The sequence below is a fragment of the Rhodococcus sp. 14-2470-1b genome, assembly GCF_002259415.1.
Lineage (GTDB): Bacteria > Actinomycetota > Actinomycetes > Mycobacteriales > Mycobacteriaceae > Rhodococcoides.
In genome coordinates, this window is record NZ_NPFY01000006.1 from 183,317 (window position 1) to 204,040 (window position 20,724).

General features: G+C 64.8%; 20 protein-coding genes. 9 read left to right on the top strand and 11 right to left on the bottom strand.

All coding sequences use genetic code 11. From position 1 onward, the window contains the following. Nucleotides 1-2: 2 nt before the first annotated feature. Nucleotides 3-1,283: a sensor histidine kinase KdpD gene (locus tag CH293_RS04110; protein WP_094719454.1), complete on the top strand. Its 1,281-nt coding sequence runs from the start codon at nucleotides 3-5 to the stop codon at nucleotides 1,281-1,283. Here CH293_RS04110 and dctA read toward each other — a convergent pair. Then, nucleotides 1,280-2,659, bottom strand: a complete 1,380-nt coding sequence (gene dctA, locus CH293_RS04115) for a C4-dicarboxylate transporter DctA (protein ID WP_094719455.1) — start codon at nucleotides 2,657-2,659, stop codon at nucleotides 1,280-1,282. The genes CH293_RS04110 and dctA overlap by 4 nt on opposite strands. Before the next feature lie 93 nt (nucleotides 2,660-2,752). On the opposite strand from dctA, the gene CH293_RS04120 reads away from it, so the two are divergent. Next, nucleotides 2,753-3,697 (top strand): TAXI family TRAP transporter solute-binding subunit, encoded by a 945-nt coding sequence (locus tag CH293_RS04120; protein WP_037103675.1) that lies wholly within the window; start codon nucleotides 2,753-2,755, stop codon nucleotides 3,695-3,697. Between the two features lies 1 nt (nucleotide 3,698). Here CH293_RS04120 and CH293_RS04125 read toward each other — a convergent pair whose 3' ends face one another. The 4 genes from CH293_RS04125 to CH293_RS04140 form a co-directional block, all read right to left on the bottom strand. Then, complete coding sequence (locus CH293_RS04125; RefSeq protein ID WP_037103673.1) at nucleotides 3,699-5,087, bottom strand: HAMP domain-containing sensor histidine kinase; 1,389 nt, start codon at nucleotides 5,085-5,087, stop codon at nucleotides 3,699-3,701. Between the two features lie 11 nt (nucleotides 5,088-5,098). Beyond that, complete coding sequence (locus CH293_RS04130; RefSeq protein WP_037103671.1) at nucleotides 5,099-5,782, bottom strand: response regulator transcription factor; 684 nt, start codon at nucleotides 5,780-5,782, stop codon at nucleotides 5,099-5,101. 62 nt (nucleotides 5,783-5,844) lie between these two features. Then, the gene (locus CH293_RS04135) at nucleotides 5,845-6,204 is read right to left on the bottom strand and encodes an FKBP-type peptidyl-prolyl cis-trans isomerase (protein ID WP_094719527.1); all 360 of its coding nucleotides are present in this window, start codon (nucleotides 6,202-6,204) and stop codon (nucleotides 5,845-5,847) included. 24 nt (nucleotides 6,205-6,228) lie between these two features. Next, nucleotides 6,229-6,903: a DUF2848 domain-containing protein gene (locus CH293_RS04140; RefSeq protein WP_037103664.1), complete on the bottom strand. Its 675-nt coding sequence runs from the start codon at nucleotides 6,901-6,903 to the stop codon at nucleotides 6,229-6,231. A gap of 129 nt (nucleotides 6,904-7,032) precedes the next feature. On the opposite strand from CH293_RS04140, the gene CH293_RS04145 reads away from it, so the two are divergent. After that, nucleotides 7,033-8,367, top strand: a complete 1,335-nt coding sequence (locus tag CH293_RS04145; protein ID WP_037103662.1) for an MFS transporter — start codon at nucleotides 7,033-7,035, stop codon at nucleotides 8,365-8,367. On the opposite strand, the gene CH293_RS04150 is transcribed toward CH293_RS04145, so the two are convergent. Further along, nucleotides 8,339-8,980 (bottom strand): GntR family transcriptional regulator, encoded by a 642-nt coding sequence (locus CH293_RS04150; RefSeq protein WP_094719456.1) that lies wholly within the window; start codon nucleotides 8,978-8,980, stop codon nucleotides 8,339-8,341. The genes CH293_RS04145 and CH293_RS04150 overlap by 29 nt on opposite strands. A gap of 67 nt (nucleotides 8,981-9,047) precedes the next feature. Here CH293_RS04150 and CH293_RS04155 point away from each other — a divergent pair, with 67 nt between their 5' ends. Next, on the top strand, nucleotides 9,048-9,842 hold the full coding sequence (locus CH293_RS04155; RefSeq protein WP_217900737.1) for a carbon-nitrogen hydrolase family protein: 795 nt from the start codon (nucleotides 9,048-9,050) through the stop codon (nucleotides 9,840-9,842). A gap of 95 nt (nucleotides 9,843-9,937) precedes the next feature. Here CH293_RS04155 and CH293_RS04160 read toward each other — a convergent pair whose 3' ends face one another. From CH293_RS04160 to pdxH, 5 genes are all read right to left on the bottom strand, one after another. Further along, nucleotides 9,938-11,236, bottom strand: a complete 1,299-nt coding sequence (locus tag CH293_RS04160) for a citrate synthase (RefSeq protein ID WP_094719458.1) — start codon at nucleotides 11,234-11,236, stop codon at nucleotides 9,938-9,940. Nucleotides 11,237-11,307: 71 nt separating this feature from the next. Then, the gene (locus CH293_RS04165) at nucleotides 11,308-12,246 is read right to left on the bottom strand and encodes a carbohydrate kinase (protein WP_094719459.1); all 939 of its coding nucleotides are present in this window, start codon (nucleotides 12,244-12,246) and stop codon (nucleotides 11,308-11,310) included. Further along, a complete protein-coding gene (locus CH293_RS04170; protein ID WP_094719460.1) occupies nucleotides 12,243-13,169 on the bottom strand; it encodes an aldose 1-epimerase family protein in 927 nt (308 codons plus the stop codon). Before CH293_RS04170 ends, CH293_RS04165 begins: the two co-directional genes overlap by 4 nt. Before the next feature lie 19 nt (nucleotides 13,170-13,188). Beyond that, nucleotides 13,189-14,478, bottom strand: a complete 1,290-nt coding sequence (locus CH293_RS04175; protein WP_094719461.1) for an MFS transporter — start codon at nucleotides 14,476-14,478, stop codon at nucleotides 13,189-13,191. Further along, nucleotides 14,475-15,092, bottom strand: coding sequence for a pyridoxamine 5'-phosphate oxidase (gene pdxH / locus CH293_RS04180; protein ID WP_094719462.1), 618 nt, complete (start codon nucleotides 15,090-15,092; stop codon nucleotides 14,475-14,477). Before pdxH ends, CH293_RS04175 begins: the two co-directional genes overlap by 4 nt. A gap of 139 nt (nucleotides 15,093-15,231) precedes the next feature. Here pdxH and CH293_RS04185 point away from each other — a divergent pair, with 139 nt between their 5' ends. The 5 genes from CH293_RS04185 (at nucleotide 15,232) to sepH (ending at nucleotide 20,702) form a co-directional block, all read left to right on the top strand. Beyond that, on the top strand, nucleotides 15,232-16,350 hold the full coding sequence (locus tag CH293_RS04185) for a citrate synthase 2 (RefSeq protein ID WP_019664367.1): 1,119 nt from the start codon (nucleotides 15,232-15,234) through the stop codon (nucleotides 16,348-16,350). Between the two features lie 215 nt (nucleotides 16,351-16,565). Continuing rightward, nucleotides 16,566-17,516: a hypothetical protein gene (locus tag CH293_RS04190; protein ID WP_094719463.1), complete on the top strand. Its 951-nt coding sequence runs from the start codon at nucleotides 16,566-16,568 to the stop codon at nucleotides 17,514-17,516. 359 nt (nucleotides 17,517-17,875) lie between these two features. Further along, nucleotides 17,876-18,997, top strand: coding sequence for a phosphoserine transaminase (gene serC / locus CH293_RS04200; protein WP_037103639.1), 1,122 nt, complete (start codon nucleotides 17,876-17,878; stop codon nucleotides 18,995-18,997). 93 nt (nucleotides 18,998-19,090) lie between these two features. Continuing rightward, nucleotides 19,091-19,759: a rhomboid-like protein gene (locus CH293_RS04205; RefSeq protein ID WP_094719465.1), complete on the top strand. Its 669-nt coding sequence runs from the start codon at nucleotides 19,091-19,093 to the stop codon at nucleotides 19,757-19,759. Between the two features lie 100 nt (nucleotides 19,760-19,859). Next, on the top strand, nucleotides 19,860-20,702 hold the full coding sequence (gene sepH / locus CH293_RS04210; protein ID WP_094719466.1) for a septation protein SepH: 843 nt from the start codon (nucleotides 19,860-19,862) through the stop codon (nucleotides 20,700-20,702). Nucleotides 20,703-20,724 lie beyond the last annotated feature (22 nt).

The window sequence follows — 20,724 nt, forward strand, 5'->3', positions numbered from 1 at the left end:
GAGTGGCGGTCGCGACCGCGCTCGGTGCGACGATCGTCGTCGCGACGCTCGCGACCGTTGCCTCCGTGGTCATCTCGAGAAACAACGTGAGCAATCTCGACGACCGGTTGACGACGGCGTCTCAGGTCCTGATTCCGAGTGCGTCGAGCCTCGAATTGTTTCTCGATCAGCTCGGCAGCTCAGGAGCGTTCGCGGTGACGATCCGAACCGGTGACACCGTCATCGCGTCGACTCCCACGCAACTGCCCCGATTGGACGAGGGCTCGGAGACCGTCGACGTGGGAGGTGACCGTTTCCGCGTCTACACCTCGGAGGCGGTGTCGGCGACCAACATCATCATCTCCATCGGTGTGCCCGCTGCCGAGGCACAGGAGATCACCGACGATCAACAGCGGTGGGTCATCTTCGGCGGATTGGCCGCTATCGCCGCGTCGACGGGCCTGGGCTGGATCTTCGGCGGCCGCGCGGTGAGACCGCTCGTGACACTGACTCGGCAGGTCAGTGCGCAGCCCCCGAGGTCGCCGGACACCTCGACCGGGGTGAAGGAGTCCGACGAGTTGGCAGTGGCCATCGCAGGCATGCTGGAACGACTCGGCGACGCGCAAGCACGCACCACCGAAGCCCTCGGCACCGCTCGGGATTTCGCGGCGGTGTCCGCGCACGAGCTTCGGACGCCGTTGACGGCGATGCGGACCGACATCGAAGTGCTGCGCACCCTCGACCTCGAACCGCCGCAACGACTCGAGATCCTCGAGGACCTGCAGCGGACGCAGGGCCGTGTCGAAGCAACTCTGACGGCTCTCGAGAAGCTCGCGTCGGGTGAGCTGTCCAGTGACAAGGATCGCGTCCCGGTCGACATCGTCGAGATCTGCGACGTGGCGGCTCAGGACGCGATGCGGCAGAACCCGGGTCTGACGGTCCGCATCGACTCGGCCCCATCGCTCGTCGTCGACGCTCTGCCCGCCGGACTCCGCCTCGCACTGGACAACGCGATCATCAACGCCGTTCGCCACGGGTCGGCCACCGACGTCGCGATCACGGTGACCGAGACCGACTCCACGGTGCAGATCGTCCTCGACGACAACGGATCCGGAATCCCGCCCGCCGAGCGGGATTCCGTCTTCGAGCGCTTCTACCGTGGGGCGTCGGCGACGAAGGGTGGATCCGGCCTCGGCCTCGCCCTGGTGGCGCAGCAGGCCGAACTGCACGGTGGCCGAGCTCGTTTCACCGACAGTCCGCTCGGTGGGGCCAGACTGGTACTGGACCTCGCACGCGGACACTAGCGTCTTGCCGCACCCGAGGACGCCAGTTCCTTGTCGGCCGGCTCGTCGGGATCCAACAGGTCGTCGACGTCGACGGTCTTCGGGTTGTCCAGCACGTAGGCGAGGCGTTCCCGATCGAGCTCGCCGGTCCACCTCGCGATGACGAGCGTTCCGAGTCCGTTGCCGGACAGGTTGGTCAGCGCACGGCCCTCGGACATGAAGCGGTCGATTCCGACGATCAACGCGATACCCGCAACCGGGATCACCGAGTCGAATGCCGTCAACGACGCGGCAAGGGTGACCAGGCCCGCGCCCGACACTCCTGCAGCGCCGTTCGACGAGATCAGCATGAACACGAGCAGACCGATCTGAGTCCAGATGGGGACGTCGATAGCGAAAGCCTGCGCGATGAAGATCGCGCCCATGGACATGTAGATGGCGGTGCCGTCGAGGTTGAACGAGTAGCCGGTGGGAATCGTCATGCCCACCACGTGCTTCGGTGTGCCTGCCGCTTCCATCTTCGCCATCATGCGCGGAAGAACCGTCTCCGACGACGACGTGCCGAGGACGATCAGCAGTTCGTCCTTGATGTACCGCAGGTACTTGAAGATGCTGAACCCGGCGAGTCTGCAGATGGGGCCGAGGACGAACAGCAGGAACAGGATGCACGTGAGCCAGAACGAACCCATGAACGTTGCGAGAGAACCGAGGATCGCGCTCCCGTGCTCACCGATCGTGAACGCGATTCCGCCCATCGCACCCAGCGGCGCAACCCACATCACGAGCTTGATGACGCCGAACATGATCTTGGCGAACGTGTCCAGTGCACTGACAACCGGCGCTGCCCGCGTGCCGAGCATCGTCACCGCAACGGCCACGAGGATCGCCAGCAGCAGCACCTGCAGCAACATTCCGTCGACGAAGGCACTCGCGAACGAGTCGGGTACCAGATTCAGGATGAACCCGGTCAGTCCCGTTCCGCTCGCTTCACCGGCCGACTCGATGGTGCCCGCGGCCGCCGACGAGTCGAAGGAGGCGACGTCGTAGTTCAATCCACGCCCCGGCCCGAGGACGTTGACGACGACGAGGCCGATCGCCAGCGCGAACACGGTGGTGACGTTGAAGTACATGACGGTCTTGAAGGCGAGACCACCCGCTTTGGCCAGGTTACCCATGCCCGCGATCCCGACGACGATCGTCGCGAAGATCGTCGGCGCGATGACCACCTTGACGAGTTTGATGAACAGATCGGCCATCCACTTCATCTCCGACGCCACGCCGGGAGCGGTGAGGCCGATGATGATCCCGACGCTGATTCCGACGAGAACCCAGAAGTACAGCTGGTGGTAGAAACGCTTGCGCTTGACGGTGTCACCCGTCTCGGTGGTGGAAGCCATGCCGCCAATGTTCCGCAGTGGCGCCCGTCACACCAAGAAAGTTGCGTAGATTTGAGGTCGATCTGACATTCACATTTCGGACATAGGAGACGAGTGAGCGGAAGGATCGATCGACGGACCCTGCTCGCCGGGGTGTCGGCCGTGAGTCTCGCAGCCCTGCTGCCTGCGTGTTCCAGTCGGCCGGTTCCCTCCGTCGACAGCATGTTGTTGGCCACCGGACCGGCGGGGGCGACCTACCGCGAGACGGGGACCGCGCTGGCCGAGCGCTGGAACGACGCCCTCGCACGCGACGTCGTCGACATCGTCGAAACCGACGCGGCCGTCGACAACGCGGCACTGCTCACGGCCGGGTCCGTCGACCTGGGTTTCGTGAACGCCGACGTGGCGAAGCCGTACGCCTCGGACTTCTCCGCACTGTTCCGGGTGTTCGACTCGGTGTTGCACCTCGCGGTCATGGCCGACGGGCCGGTACGAACACTGCAGGATCTTCCGGGCATGCGGGTCGCGATCGGCCTTCCCGGATCGGGAACGCGCTTCACCGCGCTTCGACTTCTCGACTCGGCCGGGCTGGCCGTCACCCCACTGTCCTACGGCCAGGACGACGCGGCCCGGGCACTGCTCTCCGGCGAACTGGATGCAGTCTTCTCGTTGACCGCGATGCCGACACCTGCGCTCGACTCGTTGGTGAAAAACGCGTCGGCGTCCGGTCGCGCGGTCGAGTTTCTCGATCTCGCAGTCGAGACCGAAGCCGTACGATCTGCGTTCCCCGGTGAGTACGTCGGCGTCGTGATCTCACGGACGGTGTATCCGGACATCGCGTCGAGCCGAACCCTCGCCGTTCCCACGTTCGTGCTGGTGCGCAACGAGTTTCCACGCGACTTGGCCCGTTTCCTGACCGCGAGCACGTTCGAGAACGTCCGGGCGCTGTCCGTGAACCGCCCGGAAGCAGATCAGATCAACCCCCGAACCGGAGCCGCCACCACACCGATACCACTGCATCCCGGTGCAGCGGACTGGTTTCGCGAACACAAGCCGTGAGTCACTCCGTCACACAAGCCAATCGAAGGCGTGCGACTGTGCCCCCGCCCGGCACCCCTCGCAGCTCGAACGTTCCTCCCACATCGGCTACCACATCACCCACGATGGCCAGACCCAATCCAGTCCCGGCCACGTTCTGATGCCGTGGCGCGCGCCAGAATCTGCCCGTCGCCGCAGTCAGCTCCGACTCCGACAAGCCGCGACCGTCGTCCACCACCTCGAACACCGCCCAACGCCCGTCGCATTCGGTGCGCATCCGCACCGTCACCGTCGTCCCGCCGGACAGCCGAGCAGCGTTGGACACCAGTTCGTCGAGCACCGCGACGAGGCCGCCGGAGGGTTGCCGGACGGTGCGACCTTCCCGACCTGGATCGTCGATCACCAACCGAACCCCGGCGCTCTCCGCGCATGCCTGCCACTGCGGCCGCGCCGCCTCGAACACGTCGACGACCGAACACAGGTCACCGCCGAGTTCACCGCTTTCCCGCTCCGCGGAGACGGCGCCGAGCATTGCCTCGAACGTCGCACCCAGTTCCACTGTCTCCGCGACGGCATCCTCGTGGGCCTCGCGGGCGTCGCCATCACGCAGCCATGGCCGTAGATTCTCGACCGCCAGACGCAAGCTGGCCAACGGATTTCGGAGCTGGTGGGCTGCGTCGGTGACGAAGGCGCGCTGACGCTCCATCGACCGCTCGACGGTGTCGGCCATCGTGTTGAACGACTCCGACAGTTCGCGCAGTTCCTGCGGGCCCCGATCGACGTCCGCACGAGTCGTGAAATCGCCCGCGCCGATACCGGCAGTGCTGCGCTCCAGATCGCGGACGGGCCGAAGGATCCAGGACGTCAGCGGCCACAACCCGACGAGCAACCCAGCCACGGCGACCACCAACACTCCGATACCGACGGCCCACTGAGACAGACTCCCGGCGCGCAACTTGTCCGTCGGAGCCTCGATGACGACGACGGCGGTCACCTGGGAGTCCCGGCCGACCGGTTCGACCACCCTCAACGGTGCGGCGGTCCACGGATAGACAGTCGGCGCCTCGGAGACTCGGCCGCCCGCGAACGCACGCCTGACGGCGCTTGCGAATTCCTCGTCATCGGGAAGCGGAACGCCGGGGTCGTGCACGGTCGCCCCGTCGAGCGCGAGCACCCACACAGCCGAGTCGTACAACGCCGAGTACGACGCCAATTCCTCTCCCAGCCCGGTCGATTCCCCGGATTCGATCGCCGCGTCCACCTCGGAGGCGAATCGCACTGCGTCGCCGGTCCTGTCGACGAACACGCGCTGAGTCGCGCGCTCGGACACCAGAATCGCGTACGGAATACCGACGCCGAGAACGAGAAGCGCAATCACCGGGACCATGCTGAGAACGATCCGTCTGCGCACGACCGTCCCCGTCAGCTTTCGGTTGCTGATTCGAGCCGGTATCCGACGCCTCGGACCGTCGTGATCGACGCTGCGGCACCGAGTTTCATGCGGAGCGACGCCATGTGAGTGTCGAGGGTTCTGGTGTTTCCCTCGCGCGCGGACTGCCACACGTGATCCAGGATGCGGTCGCGCTCGACAACGACGTCCACGTTGAGTGCGAGAAGCACGAGCACGTCGAACTCCTTGCGGGTCAACGGAAGCACCGAGCCGGCCAGCAGTACCTCGTGGCGGTCGCGATCGATGCACAGCTGACCGTGCCCGATACGACCTTGCGATTCCAGAGGTACGGACGACATCCTGAGTCTGCGCATCACGGCGTCGATACGCGCCATGAGCTCAGCGATCCCGAAGGGCTTGACCAGATAGTCGTCCGCCCCGGCGCGGAGACCACGTACGCGGTCGCTTGTGGCCCCACGCGCGGTAACGGCGATGACACCGGTGGACGGGTGATCGCGCAGCGCTCGGATCACGTCGACTCCGTCTCCGTCGTCGAGACCGAGATCGACGAGTGCGATGACGAAGTCCTGCCTGGCAATCGCTCGACGGGCTGCGGCGACCGCTGCGACCCGCTCGACGTCGTACCCCTCGGCATGCAAGGACCGACGCAGAGCACGGGCCACGCGATCGTCGTTTTCGACGACCAATGCCCACATGTCCGAAAAGTCTACTTTGCGAGACTTCGAACTGTGGGCACTTGGTGGACGACCGGTCTACGTCAGTTGACGCCGAGCAGGTCGATCACGAACACGAGAGTCTTTCCGGACAGACGATGACCGTGTCCGGCCGGTCCGTAGGCAAGCTCGGGCGGAATGGTGAGCTGACGGCGTCCGCCCACCTTCATCCCGGGGATGCCGTCCTGCCAGCCCTGAATCAGGTTCTGAAGCGGGAACTTGATGGACTCTCCGCGGTTCCACGAGGAGTCGAACTCCTCGCCCGAGTCGAACTCGACGCCGACGTAATGAACCTCGACGGTATCGCCGGGTGAGGCTTCGTCACCGTCACCCTCGACCAAGTCCACCAGCACTAGATCGATGGGTGGAGGGTCTGCCTGGAACTCGATAATTGGCTTCGTCACGCACTCCACCCTACGTCGCGCTGGTCAGCCGATCGGGTCAGCCATGCGAATAACGTCGTATTCGCAGGTCAGCACGTTGCCGGTGGCGGCGTCGGACATTTCGACCTTCCACGCGTCGGCGAACTGGTCGACGCCGGGATGCATCGAGATCGTGCCCGAGATCAGGATCGTGCCACGCTTGAACAGACCGCGCTCACGGAGCACGTCGAGCCAGTACTTGGGCGCGAGAAGATCCGCGAGCGATCCGGTCTGGATCGGGGTCTCCCCGACCCACGCCTTCAACGTGATGTCGTCGATCCGGTCGGCGACGTCGGACAGACGCCACGCACCGGAACCGAGCACGTCGGGTGACGCGTTCTTGCTCCACGCGACGCTGTGGACCTCGAGGTCGCGGTCGGTGTGATCACACGCGACGGTCAGCAGCACGTCGTCGTCGGTGTCGCCGAGAATCACCAGCGCCCACTCAGCTTCCCCGGAGGTGCGCCCGTGCTGCACATGCACGGCATTCGTCTGCTGAGCGAGGTACGGCGAGATGGGGTACATCGCGGGCGTGACGGTCGGTGCCGGAACACCGAGTTCGGCCAACTCGGCGATGTGATGAGCAACTTCTTCTTGGTTGCGTCCCGCGTAGCCGGCGTTGAGCAGATTCAGCGGTTCGACGGTCTCGGTGGTTCCGTCCGGAAGCGTGAACGTCAGCATCGTGAATGCCTCTCTCGTTAATTGATTGTTTCGAATACGCCGAAAAGCTTGCGCATACGTCGTGTATACAGCAAGTATGGAATCAGTACAACGGATACAGTGATCCAAGGCACAGACGAAGGAGTTGCCATGACTGCGCAGACAGTCGAAAAGAAAGGCCTGGTCAAGGCGTTTGCGGCCAGCCTGACGGGCACCGCATTGGAGTGGTACGACTTTGCCGTCTACTCCGCGGCGGCCGCCCTGATCTTCCCGATCGTCTTCTTTCCCGACAGCGATCCACTGACCGGCACCCTGCTGGCCTTCTCGACGTACGCGGTCGGATACGTGGCACGCCCCGTCGGCGGATTCGTCTTCGGACGCCTCGGCGACGTCATCGGCCGCAAGCAGCTGCTGGTCATCACACTGCTGCTGATCGGCGTCACCACATTCCTCATCGGATTGATCCCGGGTTACGACACCATCGGAATCGTCGCCCCGATCCTCCTGGTCACGATGCGCTTCGCCCAGGGCGTGGCCGTCGGCGGCGAATGGGGCGGCGCGGTACTCCTGTCGAGCGAGTACGGCAATCCCCGTCAGCGCGGCTTCTGGTCGTCGGCCGCACAGATCGGCCCCCCAGCCGGAAACCTCCTCGCCAACGGCGCTCTCGCCGCACTCACCCTCGCCCTGACCGAGGAGCAGTTCGAATCATGGGGCTGGCGCGTCGCGTTCCTGCTCTCCGCGGTACTCGTCGGCTTCGGGCTGTGGATTCGCCTCAAGCTCGAGGACACTCCGGTGTTCAAGGCACTCCAGGAAAGCGGTGACCGCTCCGAAGCGCCGATCAGCGAAGTCTTCAAGTTCCAACGTCGCCCCTTGATCGCCGCGATCCTGTCCCGCATCGCTCCCGACGTCATCTACGCACTGTTCACCGTCTTCTCCATCACCTACGGCACACAGAAGCTCGGATTCGAACGCAGCGAAGTTCTGATCGCCATCCTCATCGGTTCCGCGTTCCAGCTCGGCCTGATCCCGCTCGCCGGCGCCCTGTCCGACCGCGTCAACCGCCGCCTGGTGTACGGCATCGCCGCCGTCGGCGGAGTTGCCTGGAGCGCCGTGTTCTTCCTGATCATCGGCGGAAGCTCGCTGCCGCTGCTGATCCTCGGCGTCGTCGTCGGGCTGGCGTTCCACTCGTTCATGTACGGACCGCAGGCAGCGTTCGTCACCGAACAGTTCACCGTCCGCCTACGATCGACCGGCAGTTCGCTCGCCTACACCCTCGCAGGAGTCGTCGGCGGCGCCATGGCACCGCTGATCTTCGTCTTCCTGCTCGACAAGACAGACACCTGGACGCTGATCGTCGCCTACGTCGCCGTGGTCGGCGCTCTGACCGTCCTCGGACTCGCACTCGGTCGCAACCCCGACCGTGCGGAAGAGGAAGAGTACGAGGTCATTCGCGCGACTACGCCCTCAACAGGATCTGCAGTGTGACTTCCAGATGATCGTCGATCGCCCGATGCACGAGGTCCTCGTCGCCGCTCTCGAGAGCGGCGACGATGGCCTCGTGCTCGGTGCACACGTTCCGCTGACGATCGGACGCCGCGAACAACGCGGTCAGTCCGACGCGCAGCTGACGGGCCCGCAGGCCTGCATACGTCCGCGACAGCAACTCGCTGCCGGCGGAATCGATCAGAATTTGATGGAACCTGCCGTCCAGGTCGATGAATTCCTTTGCGGCATCATCGGTTCGAACCTCGGCGAGCACCTCCTGAGCACCGAGAGCGTCGCGCATCAGGGCCACCGGCGGGGTGCCGGTTCCGACAGCGACCGAGCCGGCGTGACGCTCGAGCACACCTCGCAACTCCATCAACTCACCGATCTGGCGGCCGGACATCGCGGGCACGTGAGCGCCGCGCTTGGGTACCATCTCGACAAGACCCTCCGCCTGCAACATCAACAGGGCTTCACGAACCGGCGTGCGAGACACTCCGATTCGAGTCGCCAGGTCCTGCTCGTTCAGAAATGTTCCGGTGGCCGCAGGTGACGTGAGCACTTGGTCACGAACGAACGAGTACGCCTTGTCCCTACCCGACACCGATTGCATACGATATGTATACCTCTCGACGCTCTACGAAACCATGCACAGCGTCCACAAAACAGGAGATCAGCAGATGAGCACCAGCCTCCGAATCAGCCTTGCCCAGGTCACCAGTGGAACTGAACCATCGGACAATCTGCGGATCATCGACGCGCACGCCCGCGCAGCCAAGGAAGCCGGATCCTCCGTCGTCGTCTTCCCGGAAGCGATGATGCGGTGCTTCGGCGGACCGATTCGCGGCGTCGCAGAACCCCTCGACGGCCCGTGGGCCGACGGCGTCCGTGCAATCGCGTCCAGCGTCGGCATCACGATCGTCGCGGGAATGTTCACTCCCGCCGACAATGATCGTGTCGCCAACACTCTTCTCGTGACCGGCGACGGCGTCGACGCCGGCTACGACAAGATCCACCTGTTCGATGCGTTCGGCTTCGCCGAATCCGATACGGTCGCACCAGGTTCCGAACCACTTGTCCTCGACATCGACGGTGTGCGCGTCGGCTTCGCCACGTGCTACGACATCCGCTTCCCCGCGTTGTTCCAAAAGCTCGGAGACCTCGGCGCCGAAGTCGTCGTCGTCGCCGCATCCTGGGGATCGGGACCGGGCAAGGCCGAACAGTGGACGCTGCTCGCCCGAGCACGCGCACTCGACTCCACCGCGTTCATCGCCGCCTGCGACCAAGCACAACCCGAGCAGTCGAAGGGAACCGCGCCGCTCGGTGTCGGCCACTCCATCGTCAGCTCCCCCACCGGCGAAGTTCTGGGTCAGCTCGACACGACCCCCGGCATGCTGACCGTGGACATCGACACCGCATCGGTGGACTCGGTGCGCAAGAACCTACCGGTCCTGAAGAACCGCCGACAGTTCTGAAACCGCCGACAGTTCTGAACCGACTGTAGCCACCCGAAAAAACGAAAGCCGCCTGAACCCGTAGCGGGTGCAGGCGGCTTCTCGTTCGACGACGACTAGCGCGAGGACACGTCCTTGTAGTCGCGCTCGGTGTAACCGGTGTAGATCTGACGCGGCCGACCGATCTTCGTGGTCGAATCCTCGTGCATCTCACGCCAGTGCGCGATCCAGCCCGGGAGACGACCCATGGCGAACAGCACCGTGAACATGTGCGGCGGGAAGCCCATCGCGCGGTAGATCAGCCCGGTGTAGAAGTCCACGTTCGGGTACAACTTGCGCTCGACGAAGTAGTCGTCGGTGAGCGCCGTCTCCTCGAGCTTGAGCGCGATGTCGAGGAGCTCGTCACCGTTGCCCAGCTTGCCGAGGATGTTGTGCGCGGTCTCCTTGACCAGCGTGGCGCGCGGATCGAAGTTCTTGTAGACGCGGTGCCCGAAGCCCATGAGCTTCACGCCGTCTTCCTTGTTCTTCACCCGACGCAGGAAGTCGGTGGCGTCGCCGCCCTCCGCCTTGATCTTGTCCAGCATCTCGAGAACGGCCTGGTTGGCGCCGCCGTGCAGCGGTCCCCACAGAGCATTGATGCCACCCGAGATGGACGTGAAGAGGTTCGCGTCCGAGGATCCGACCAGACGAACCGTCGACGTCGAACAGTTCTGCTCGTGGTCCGCGTGCAGGATCAGGAGCATGTCCAGAGCCTTCACGATCTCCGGGTCCACCTCGTAGGGCTCCGCCGGGAATCCGAACGTCATGGTCAGGAAGTTCTCGACCAGGGTCTTCGAGTTGTCCGGGTACAGGAACGGCTGACCGACGGACTTCTTGTACGCATAAGCCGCGATGGTCGGCAGCTTCGCGAGCAAGCGGATGGTCGAGAGCTCGACCTGCTCGGGGTTGTTCGGATCCAACGAATCCTGGTAGTACGCGGACAACGCGTTGACCGCACTGGACAGCACCGGCATCGGGTGAGCGTTGCGCGGGAAACCGTCGAAGAATCGCTTGAGGTCCTCGTGCAGCAGTGTGTGCCTGCGGATCTTGTCGGTGAACTTCTCGAGCTGGTCCTCCGTGGGGAGCTCACCGTAGATCAGCAGGTAACTGACCTCGATGAAGCTCGACTTGCCGGCCAGCTGTTCGATCGGGTAGCCGCGGTAGCGCAGGATCCCTGCGGCACCGTCGATGTAGGTGATCGCAGACTTCGTCGACGCGGTGTTGACGAATCCGCCGTCGAGCGTCGTGTAGCCGGTCTCGGCCAGCAACTTACCCAGCTCGATGCCGTCATTGCCTTCGGTGGCCTTGGCAATGGACATGCTGTGTTCGCCACCGGGGTAAACGAGGGTGGCTTTTGCGTCATTCTCAGCGGGCACGAATGGTCCCTCTCGAACTCATGTAACGGACACGTACTTAAATCGGACACTTACTGCAGTCGATAGAGAAACTAGTCTCTCGGCGCCTCGGACGCCCACGGAGGGTCGGCACCCGGGCGAGAAACCGTGATGGCGGCTGCTCGCGCGGCGAACCTCAGTGCTGCCTTCCAGTCTCCCGCGCCCATGTCTTTCAGGTCACGCGTTGTGATAATGGTCTCGTTTGTCAAAAAAGCGAGTAAAGCTCCGTGCACGGTGTCACCTGCACCGATGGTATCGACCACATCGACGGGCACCCCCGGAACCGAGAATTCGCCCGACGCGGTGAACACCGAGATACCGTCGCCTCCCCGCGTCATGACGACCGCCGCGACGCCTGCCGCGAGCCAGTCGTCGACCGTCGTCCCCTCGGGTCCGAGTCCCAACCAGTGCGCGTCGTCCTCGCTGACCTTCAAGATGTCCACCGACGGCAACCACGACTTGAATCGGGTACGAAAACCGTCGGCCGTGATGTCTCCACTGGTGCTGTCGATGGCAGCCGGACGGATGTTGGGGTCCAGCATCGTCAGCTTCCCCGCCGCGTGCGCACGGTGCAGCAGGGCCGCGTACATCGACGCGCCGGGCTCGTACAGAAGCGACAGCGTGCCGAAGGACAGCGTCGTGATCTCGTCCGGCAACTCACCCGGATCACCGACGAGACGATCGGCCGTACCGTCCGCGTAGAACGAGTACTGAGCGCTACCGTCGTCGGCGAGGGTGGTCATCGCCAACGTGGTCGGCTCGGCGCCACGCTGCACCCACGTGGTGTCGACGCCTGCATCGTGCAGACTGCCGAGGATCTGCTCGCCGAACGCGTCCGTGGACACCCTCGACAGGAACGACACATTCGTGCCCAGACGACCGAGCGACACCGCGACGTTGAACGGGCCACCCCCGAGCTTCGGCGAGAGCAACGGACCTTCGTGCACCGGAACCAGATCGACGAGGGACTCGCCGCACACCAGAATCGTCATCGCGTCAGAAACTCCATTCCCCAAGAGCCGGTCCAGGTTTCTCCCGGCGTCAGCACGATCACGTCGACGCCGGAATTGAACGCGTCGGGCGGGCAGGTCATCGGTTCCACGGCCACCGCACGACCACGATCCGGATACGCCTGATCATGCGCCGGATCGGCCGTGAACACCTGCACCCAATCGAACTCCCGGTCCGTCCACAGACCGGTGCCGCTGCCGTCCGGCCCTCGGAGAACGTGCCAGGCCCTACCGTCGGCGTCGGGCACTTCGGCGCTGAACGGGGTGTCGAGCCAGACGTCCTTCATGAGCCTCGGCGCCGAGAAATCGAACTCCGACCCCGCGGTCGGCACCGACGGACCGTTGGGCAGGTTGCGTACGGGGTCGAGCTGCAGGCGGGTCCCGGCGGAGAACTCCAACGTGCAGTCGTCGAGCGGAACGTCGCCGACGCGCACGAACGTGTGGAAACCCATGCCGTAAGGAGCGTCGGACTCACCGGTGTTGGTCGCCGATGCGGTCACGGTGAGCCCGCTGTCCGACAGTTCGTGCACGACCGACACCTCCACGCTGTACGGCCACCCCGGGTGCTGCCCGACGTCAACCGACTGCTCGACCCGTGACTCCGTTCTGTCCACGAGCGTCCAGTCGACCCTGCGCACGAAACCGTGGCTTGCATTGTTTCGAGACGGTTCGGTGATCTCCAACTGGTGTTCCGTACCGCCGAAGGTGAATGCACCGTCGGCGACGCGGTTGGGCCACGGAGCGAGCACCAGGCCCGCCGACAGCGGCGGTTTCGTCCCAGCTTCCCACGTCTCGGTCAACGGCGATCCGTCGAACTCGAGCAGCCTCAGACCGGCACCTGCCGCGGCGATCTCCGCCCGGTACTTCCCGCTCGAGATCGAATATGCGTCAGCCATGGCTGCCATTGTCCACTACCTGGCAGGCTTATTCGGTCATTCCGCGGGCTACGCTCCCGACCCGGTACCGAATGAATGCCGGAAGAGCCAGCGCGGCAAGCGATACACCGATCACGACGAGCACTCCGCCTCCCGCCGCCGCGGCCGCGGTACCCACCGACGCCGCCGCAGCACCGTGCAGGACATCACCGATCCTGGGGCCGCCGGCGACCACGACGATGAACACTCCCTGCAGCCGACCTCGCATTTCGTCCGTCGCGACGGTCTGCAACATCGTCGATCGGAATGCGGCCGAAATCATGTCGGCCCCGCCGCCCAGAGCGAGGAACGCAAGCGCGAACCACAACGCCACCGTCGTCGCACCGTCGGACGCGAGACCGACCGCGACACCGAAACCGATCATCGCCGCACCCCACACCGTGATCGCGACGATCACAGCCATGCCTTGCCGTTTCACACGCGGGAGCCACCCGGAGAACACGCCTCCCACCACCGCACCCGCTGACATCGCCGCGAACAGCATGCCGAGAACCGGCCCGCCCGACGCCGGATCACCGAAGCTTTCGTGCGCAATCTGAGGAAACAGTGCCCGCGGCATACCGAACACCATCGCGATGATGTCGACCACGAACGACGCGAGCAGCACCTTCTGCGTCGCCAGATAGGCGAAACCGTCGAACACCGAACGCAACCCGGCACGCTGCCCAGCCGTGGAAGGAGGGATCGCGGGGAGCTTGATCACCGCCCACAGCGTCGCGAACAGGAACACCGTGTCGATCAGATACAGCGTCTCCAAGCCGATGTAGTAGATCAGGATTCCGGCGCTCAACGGTCCAGCGATGGCGCCGAAGTTCATCACCGTCATGTTCAGCGAATTCGCGGCCGGAAGTTGACCGGGAGGAAGGATGCGCGGCAGCAACGCACTGCGCGTCGGCTGATTGACGGCGAAGAATGCCTGCTGAACGGCCAACAGAACCAGAACGACCCATACGTTGTTCAGATTCAGGAACGCCTGCAGCCAGAACAGCGCAGACGTACCGATCAGACCGAACGTGGTGCACATCAACAACGTACGACGATCCATCACGTCCGCGAGCGCACCGCCCCACAGCCCGAACACGATCAGCGGAACCAACGCGAACACGCCCGTCAACCCCACGTACGCCGAGCTGAGCGTGATCTGGAATACCTGTTGCGGCACAGCGACGATCGACAACTGCGCACCGATCACGGTGATGATGTTGGCGAGCCACAAGCGTCGATAGGCAGGGGTCTTCAGCGGAGTGGTGTCGGCCAGGACACCGCGAAGAGCATTCACGGCTGCAGGCGCTCCACCAGCCGAGTCGACGTCGTCAACCGAATTCTGTTGTGCAACCGATTGGTTCGGCCTTGCCAGAATTCCACGGTCTCCGGACTCAGCCGAAACCCACCCCAACCGGGCGGAACCGGCACGTCCACACCGTCGAACCTGCGAGCGACCTCCGCCAGAGCCGCTTCGAGCGCCACACGGGAATCGATCGGCCGCGACTGCTGCGACGCCCACGCCCCGAGCTGGGACCCGCGAGGCCGCGACGCGAAATATGCCGCAGTGTCCTCCGCAGACACTTTCCGGACGGCCCCTCGGAAGGTGAGCTGCCGCTCGATACCGATCCACGGGAACGTCACCGAGGCGTACGGGTTGTGAGCGAGTTGGGTCGCCTTGTCGGATCCGTAGTTGGTGTAGAACACCACGCCGTCGGCGTCCAGACCCTTGCACAACACCGTCCTGGTCGACGGCCGACCGTCGGTGTCGACGGTCGCGAGAACCATCGCGTTGGGCTCGGCGACCTTCGCCTCGACAGCGTCGGCGAGCCACTGCTGCGCCACCGGAAGCCAGCCGCCGAGCAGCCGCTCCGCATCCACGTCGGCGTCCTGCTTGTAGTCGACCCGCATATCGGCCAGAGGTGAAGTGTCGCGTGGTTGCGTGTCTCGGTGCACGAACCGCCACGTTACTCCCGAGTACGAGGCGCTACAGTTCTGACCAGGCAAGCTCGAACGCGAGTCGCGAGGCTACAAGGAGAGTCCTACGGTCATGGCTGTACAACAGGTTCCCGAAGATTTCGTCAGTGGTCTCGAAGGCGTCGTCGCGTTCACCACCGACATCGCCGAGCCCGACAAGGACGGCGGCGCACTGCGCTACCGCGGCGTCGACATCGAAGACCTCGTCGCCAAACACGTCACCTTCGGCAACGTCTGGGCACTGCTCGTCGACGGCCGCTTCGGACCAGGACTCCCACCGGCCGAGCCGTTCCCGCTCCCCATCCACACCGGCGACGTCCGCGTCGACGTCCAAGCCGGCTTGGCCATGCTCGCCCCCATCTGGGGCTACCAACCCCTGCTCGACATCGACGACGCCACCGCCCGCGACCAACTCGCCCGCGCCTCGGTCATGGCACTGTCCTACGTCGCACAATCCGCACGCGGCATCTACCAGCCGGCCGTACCGCAGAAGAAGATCGACCAGTGCGAAACCGTCACCGCACGCTTCATGACCCGCTGGAAAGGCGACCCCGACCCCGCGCACACCGAAGCCATCGACGCCTACTGGGTCTCCGCCGCCGAACACGGCCTCAACGCCTCCACCTTCACCGCCCGCGTCATCGCCTCCACCGGCGCCGACGTCGCCGCCGCACTCTCCGGAGCCATCGGCGCCATGTCCGGCCCACTGCACGGCGGCGCACCCGCCCGCGTCCTCCCGATGATCGAAGAAGTCGAGAAGAACGACGACGCCCGCGCCCTCGTCAAAGGCATCCTCGACCGCAAGGAAAAGCTCATGGGCTTCGGACACCGCGTCTACCGCGCCGAAGACCCCCGCGCCCGCGTCCTGCGCGCAACCGCCAAGCGACTGAACGCCCCGCGCTACGAAGTCGCAGCCGCATTGGAACAAGCAGCCCTGGCCGAACTCCGCGAACGCCGCCCCGACCGTCCCATCGAAACCAACGTCGAATTCTGGGCCGCGGTCATACTCGACTTCGCCGAAGTACCCGCGCAGATGATGCCCGCCATGTTCACCTGCGGCCGCACCGCCGGATGGTGCGCCCACATCCTCGAACAGAAACGCCTCGGCAAACTCGTCCGCCCCGCCGCCATCTACACCGGCCCCGCACCACGCACACCCGAATCCGTCGACGGCTGGGGACAGATCGTCTGACACCGGCGCAGCGTCGGTCGCTCACTCGATCGCTCGACGCGCGGGTTTCAGTGGGAGCGCGTGCTGCAACAGGCGCAGTCACTGCAACCCGCGCAGGCGCGCCCAGGTGACCGAACGGCACATTCGCTCACACCGGGTTATACACGAAATTCGGTTATCCACAGGTTCGTCATCCACATCTAGCGCTGACTACTTTCGCAGGTCAGCATGGTCGCATGGACAACCGACGCGACCCGTTGCTGCTGCGAAGCGCTCTCATCCGAACCGGCTCCACGGACAACGACATCCGGTCCGCGAGGTCCGCCGGGACCATCACGTCACTCAGACGAGGAGCCTTCGCACCGACGGCTGCACTCGTCACGATGCGTCCCGAGGAACAGCATGTGTTGGCTGTCCGCGCGCACTTGTCCGCCGCCAGAAGCGAGCTGGTCGTGAGCCATCAATCGGCAGCGGCGGTTCACGGTTTTGCGATGTGGGCGCCGGACCTGACCAAGGTTCACGTCACCACCAACCGGACATCGGGCGGACGCAAAACCAGCAAAAGTCATGTCCACGCCGCTCCCCTCACCGAAGACGATGTGACGGTGGTCGACGGCATCCCGGTCACGTCCGCGGACCGCACCGTCGCGGATCTGCTGCGCACCTTGCCCTTCGAAGCAGGAGTGTGCGTCGGGGATGCGGCACTGCACAGTGGTTCGGTCACCGTCACCGGCATCGCTGCTGCCCTCGCCAGGTCTGCCGGCCGGGGCGTCGTCAGCGCACGGCGGACGCTCGCTGCGTGCGATGCGCGAAGTGAAAGCGTCGGCGAATCGAGGACCCGTGTTCTGCTCCGCGCGTCGAACATCGAACTTCCGGACCTGCAAGTGAAGCTGTACAGCGAAACCGGAAAGTTCCTGGGTCGGGTCGACTTCCTCTTCCTCATCGGCGTCATCCTCGAATTCGACGGCGATGTCAAGTACTCGAAGTACCTCAGGCCAGGTCAGACGCCGGCGGAGGCGGTCATCGAAGAGAAACGGCGCGAAGACGAACTTCGATCGTTGGGCTGGGTGTTCGTGCGATGCACATGGGCCGAACTCGCTCATCCCGAACAATTCTTGGCGAAGCTGCGACGCGCATTCGAGACGGCGGCCGGCCTACCCGCACCCCGCACAATTACCTACCCCTGAACGCGCACCTTCCAGCGCCTGCGCGTACTGCAGCACACGCGCCCACTGCAACCCGCGCAGCCGGACCCCACCAGACCGAACGGCACATTCGGTCTCCACCGGACCGTGAACGCGCACCTTACAGCGCCTGCGCGTACTGCAGCGCACGCGCCCACTGCAACCCGCGCAGCCGGACCCCACGAGACCGAACGGCACATTCGGTCTCCACCGGACCGTGAACGCGCAGACTCCAGCCCCATGCGCAGGTTGCAACCCTCGCGTCCAGGACAACGTGCGCGTGGAGACCGGCGACCTGCGAGCGACCCACTTGGACTAGCCTGTATGTGCCTGTTCCCTCGATGCTTAGGATGCGCTGCTCAATGGCCGAATTGCCGATCATTCCCGCTGATCTTCTGCCCGCCGACGGACGTTTCGGCTGCGGACCGTCCAAGGTTCGCCCCGAGCAGCTGCAGTCTCTGGTGGATGTCGGTGCGTCCGTGTTCGGTACGAGCCACCGCCAGAAGCCGGTCAAGGACGTCGTCGCACGCGTACGCAGTGGCCTGAAGGACCTCTTCGACCTCCCCGAGGGGTACGAGGTGGTGCTCGGTAACGGTGGAACCACCGCATTCTGGGACGCCGCGGCCTTCGGCCTGATCCGCGAGAAGTCGCTGCACCTGACCAACGGTGAGTTCAGCTCCAAGTTCGCCTCGGTCGCGAAGAACAACCCGTTCATCGGTGACCCGATCGTCGTGAAGGCAGAGCCCGGCAGTGCTCCGGAACCGACGTCGGATCCGTCCGTCGACCTGATCGGGTGGGCGCACAACGAGACGTCGACGGGTGTGGCCATTCCGGTCAGCCGCCCGGCCGGTTCCGAGAACGCGCTCATCGCCATCGACGCGACGAGTGGCGCAGGCGGGCTCCCCGTGAACGTCGCGGACTCCGACGTCTACTATTTCGCGCCGCAGAAGAACTTCGCCGCCGACGGTGGCCTGTGGGTCGGCCTGTTCAGCCCCGCAGCGCTCGAGCGCGTCAGCGAGATCCAGGCGTCGGGCCGCTGGGTTCCGGACTTCCTGTCGCTGCCGATCGCGATCGACAACAGCAGCAAGGACCAGACCTACAACACCCCGGCGGTCGCCACGCTCCTGCTGTTCGCCAACCAGATCGAATGGTTGAACGACAAGGGTGGCCTCGACTGGGCGACCAAGCGCACTGCGGATTCGAGCTCGCGTCTGTACGACTGGGCCGAGAAGAGCGAGTTCGCCACTCCATTCGTGGCGGATCCCGCGCACCGCAGCCAGGTCGTCGGCACCATCGACTTCGACGAGAAGGTCGACGCCGCCCAGGTCGCGAAGGTTCTGCGCGCGAACGGTGTCGTGGACACCGAGCCGTACCGCAAGCTCGGACGCAACCAGCTGCGCGTCGGCATGTTCCCGGCAATCGAGCCGGACGACGTCACCGCACTGACGAAGAGCATCGACTGGGTCGTGTCCGCCCTCAGCTGACCTGCACCGGGTCGGCAGCAAGCTCACAGCTCGGGCGCTCCCTTCGAGAGTTAAACTAGTTGGCATCTGCAACTATCTCGAAGGGGGCGCCTTGTGCGTTGGCCGGCGATCCTTCTGCGACTGAAAGTCACGATCACCTACTCGGTCCTGGCCGCGACTGCCGCGATACTCGTCGGGCACCTCGGCCCGCACGCACAATGGCATGTTCTTCTTCGCGCCAGCACCAACCTGCACAATCTCGGCGACGGTCACGTCGGCACGCTCGTCGCGAGCGCATTCCTGACCGACGGTGAACCGAACTGGGTGTGGCTCGGTGCCGTCGCGTTTCTCTTCGCGGTCGCCGAGTGGATCTCGGGGTCCACGCGGTTCCTGCTGGCCTTCGCCGCCGGTCACATCGGTGCGACGGTACTCGTCGCAGCCGGCCTCTTCGTCGGAATCCACGCCGACTGGCTGGAGGATTCACTCGCAGTAGCCGTCGACGTCGGCGTCAGCTATGCGGCGGCGGCCGTTGCGGGATCGCTGATCGGCTACCTTCGCGGGCCGTGGCGTGTGCTCTGGGCGGGCGGCTGGCTTGCTCTCGTCGGAGCCTCCGCGATCGCGGATCCGTCGTTCACCGCATTCGGCCACGCAACGGCTCTCTGCATCGGATTGGCGTTGGGCGCGTACTTCCTGCACCACGACGCAAATACACTCCGCGACAAGCGCATTGACGTCGATGCGACGGAATCCGTGTACCCGACTAGCGCAATGACTAGTCTTTGACAAGAACGCGACGGGTGCGTGTCGCAGACGCACTCGACGTCACGAGTGGATTACTGTCGACGAGGACGATATCGCGAGTCGGCGCGATGAGGAGGTCAAGGTGCGGGATCTACGCGTGGTCGGTCTCGAACCCGATGGGCAGTACGTGATCTGCGCAGATCCCAAAACCGGCGACAAATTCCGGCTTCCGGCCGACGACAAACTCCGCGCGGCCTCTCGCGGCGACATCGCTCGACTAGGACAGATTGAGATCGAAATGGACAGTTTGCTACGCCCCAAGGAGATCCAGGCCCGAATTCGAGCGGGTGCCACCGTCGAACAGGTGGCGAGCGACTCCGGAATGGCACTGAGCCGTGTCGAGGTCTTCGCCCATCCCGTTCTGCTCGAACGCTCGCAGGCCGCGACGATGGCGCAATCCGGTCACCCCCTTCGTCACGACGGACCCGCGGTGCAGACCCTCGCGGAGGTCGTCGCACTGGCGTTCCGTGCACGCGGACACCACCTCGACGAGGCCACGTGGGACGCCTGGCGCGACGAGGACAACAAGTGGGTCGCGCAGCTGAAATGGCAGGCAGGCCGCACCACCAACAAAGCTCACTGGCAGTTCCTGCCCGACGGCCACGGCGGCACCATCACCGCCCTGGACGACGCGGCGGCCGAGCTGGTCGATCCGGACTTCGGCCGTCAGCTCCGCGGTCTCGCGCCGGTCCGCGCCCTCGAGGTCGCCCCGCAGGAAGAGTCGCAGCAGACGTTCGACGAGTACTACGGCACCACCGCGGACAGTGAACTCGACGACGCTGTCGACGACGAACCGGCCGACGTCGTTGTGAGCGAGCCCAAACATGATGCACTTCCGGCACCGAAAAAGGACAAGAGGGGTAAACCGGCGATGCCGTCGTGGGAAGATGTTTTGCTGGGTGTCCGCAGCAGCGGGCACAGCTGACATGAACCGCTGACAGTCGAGA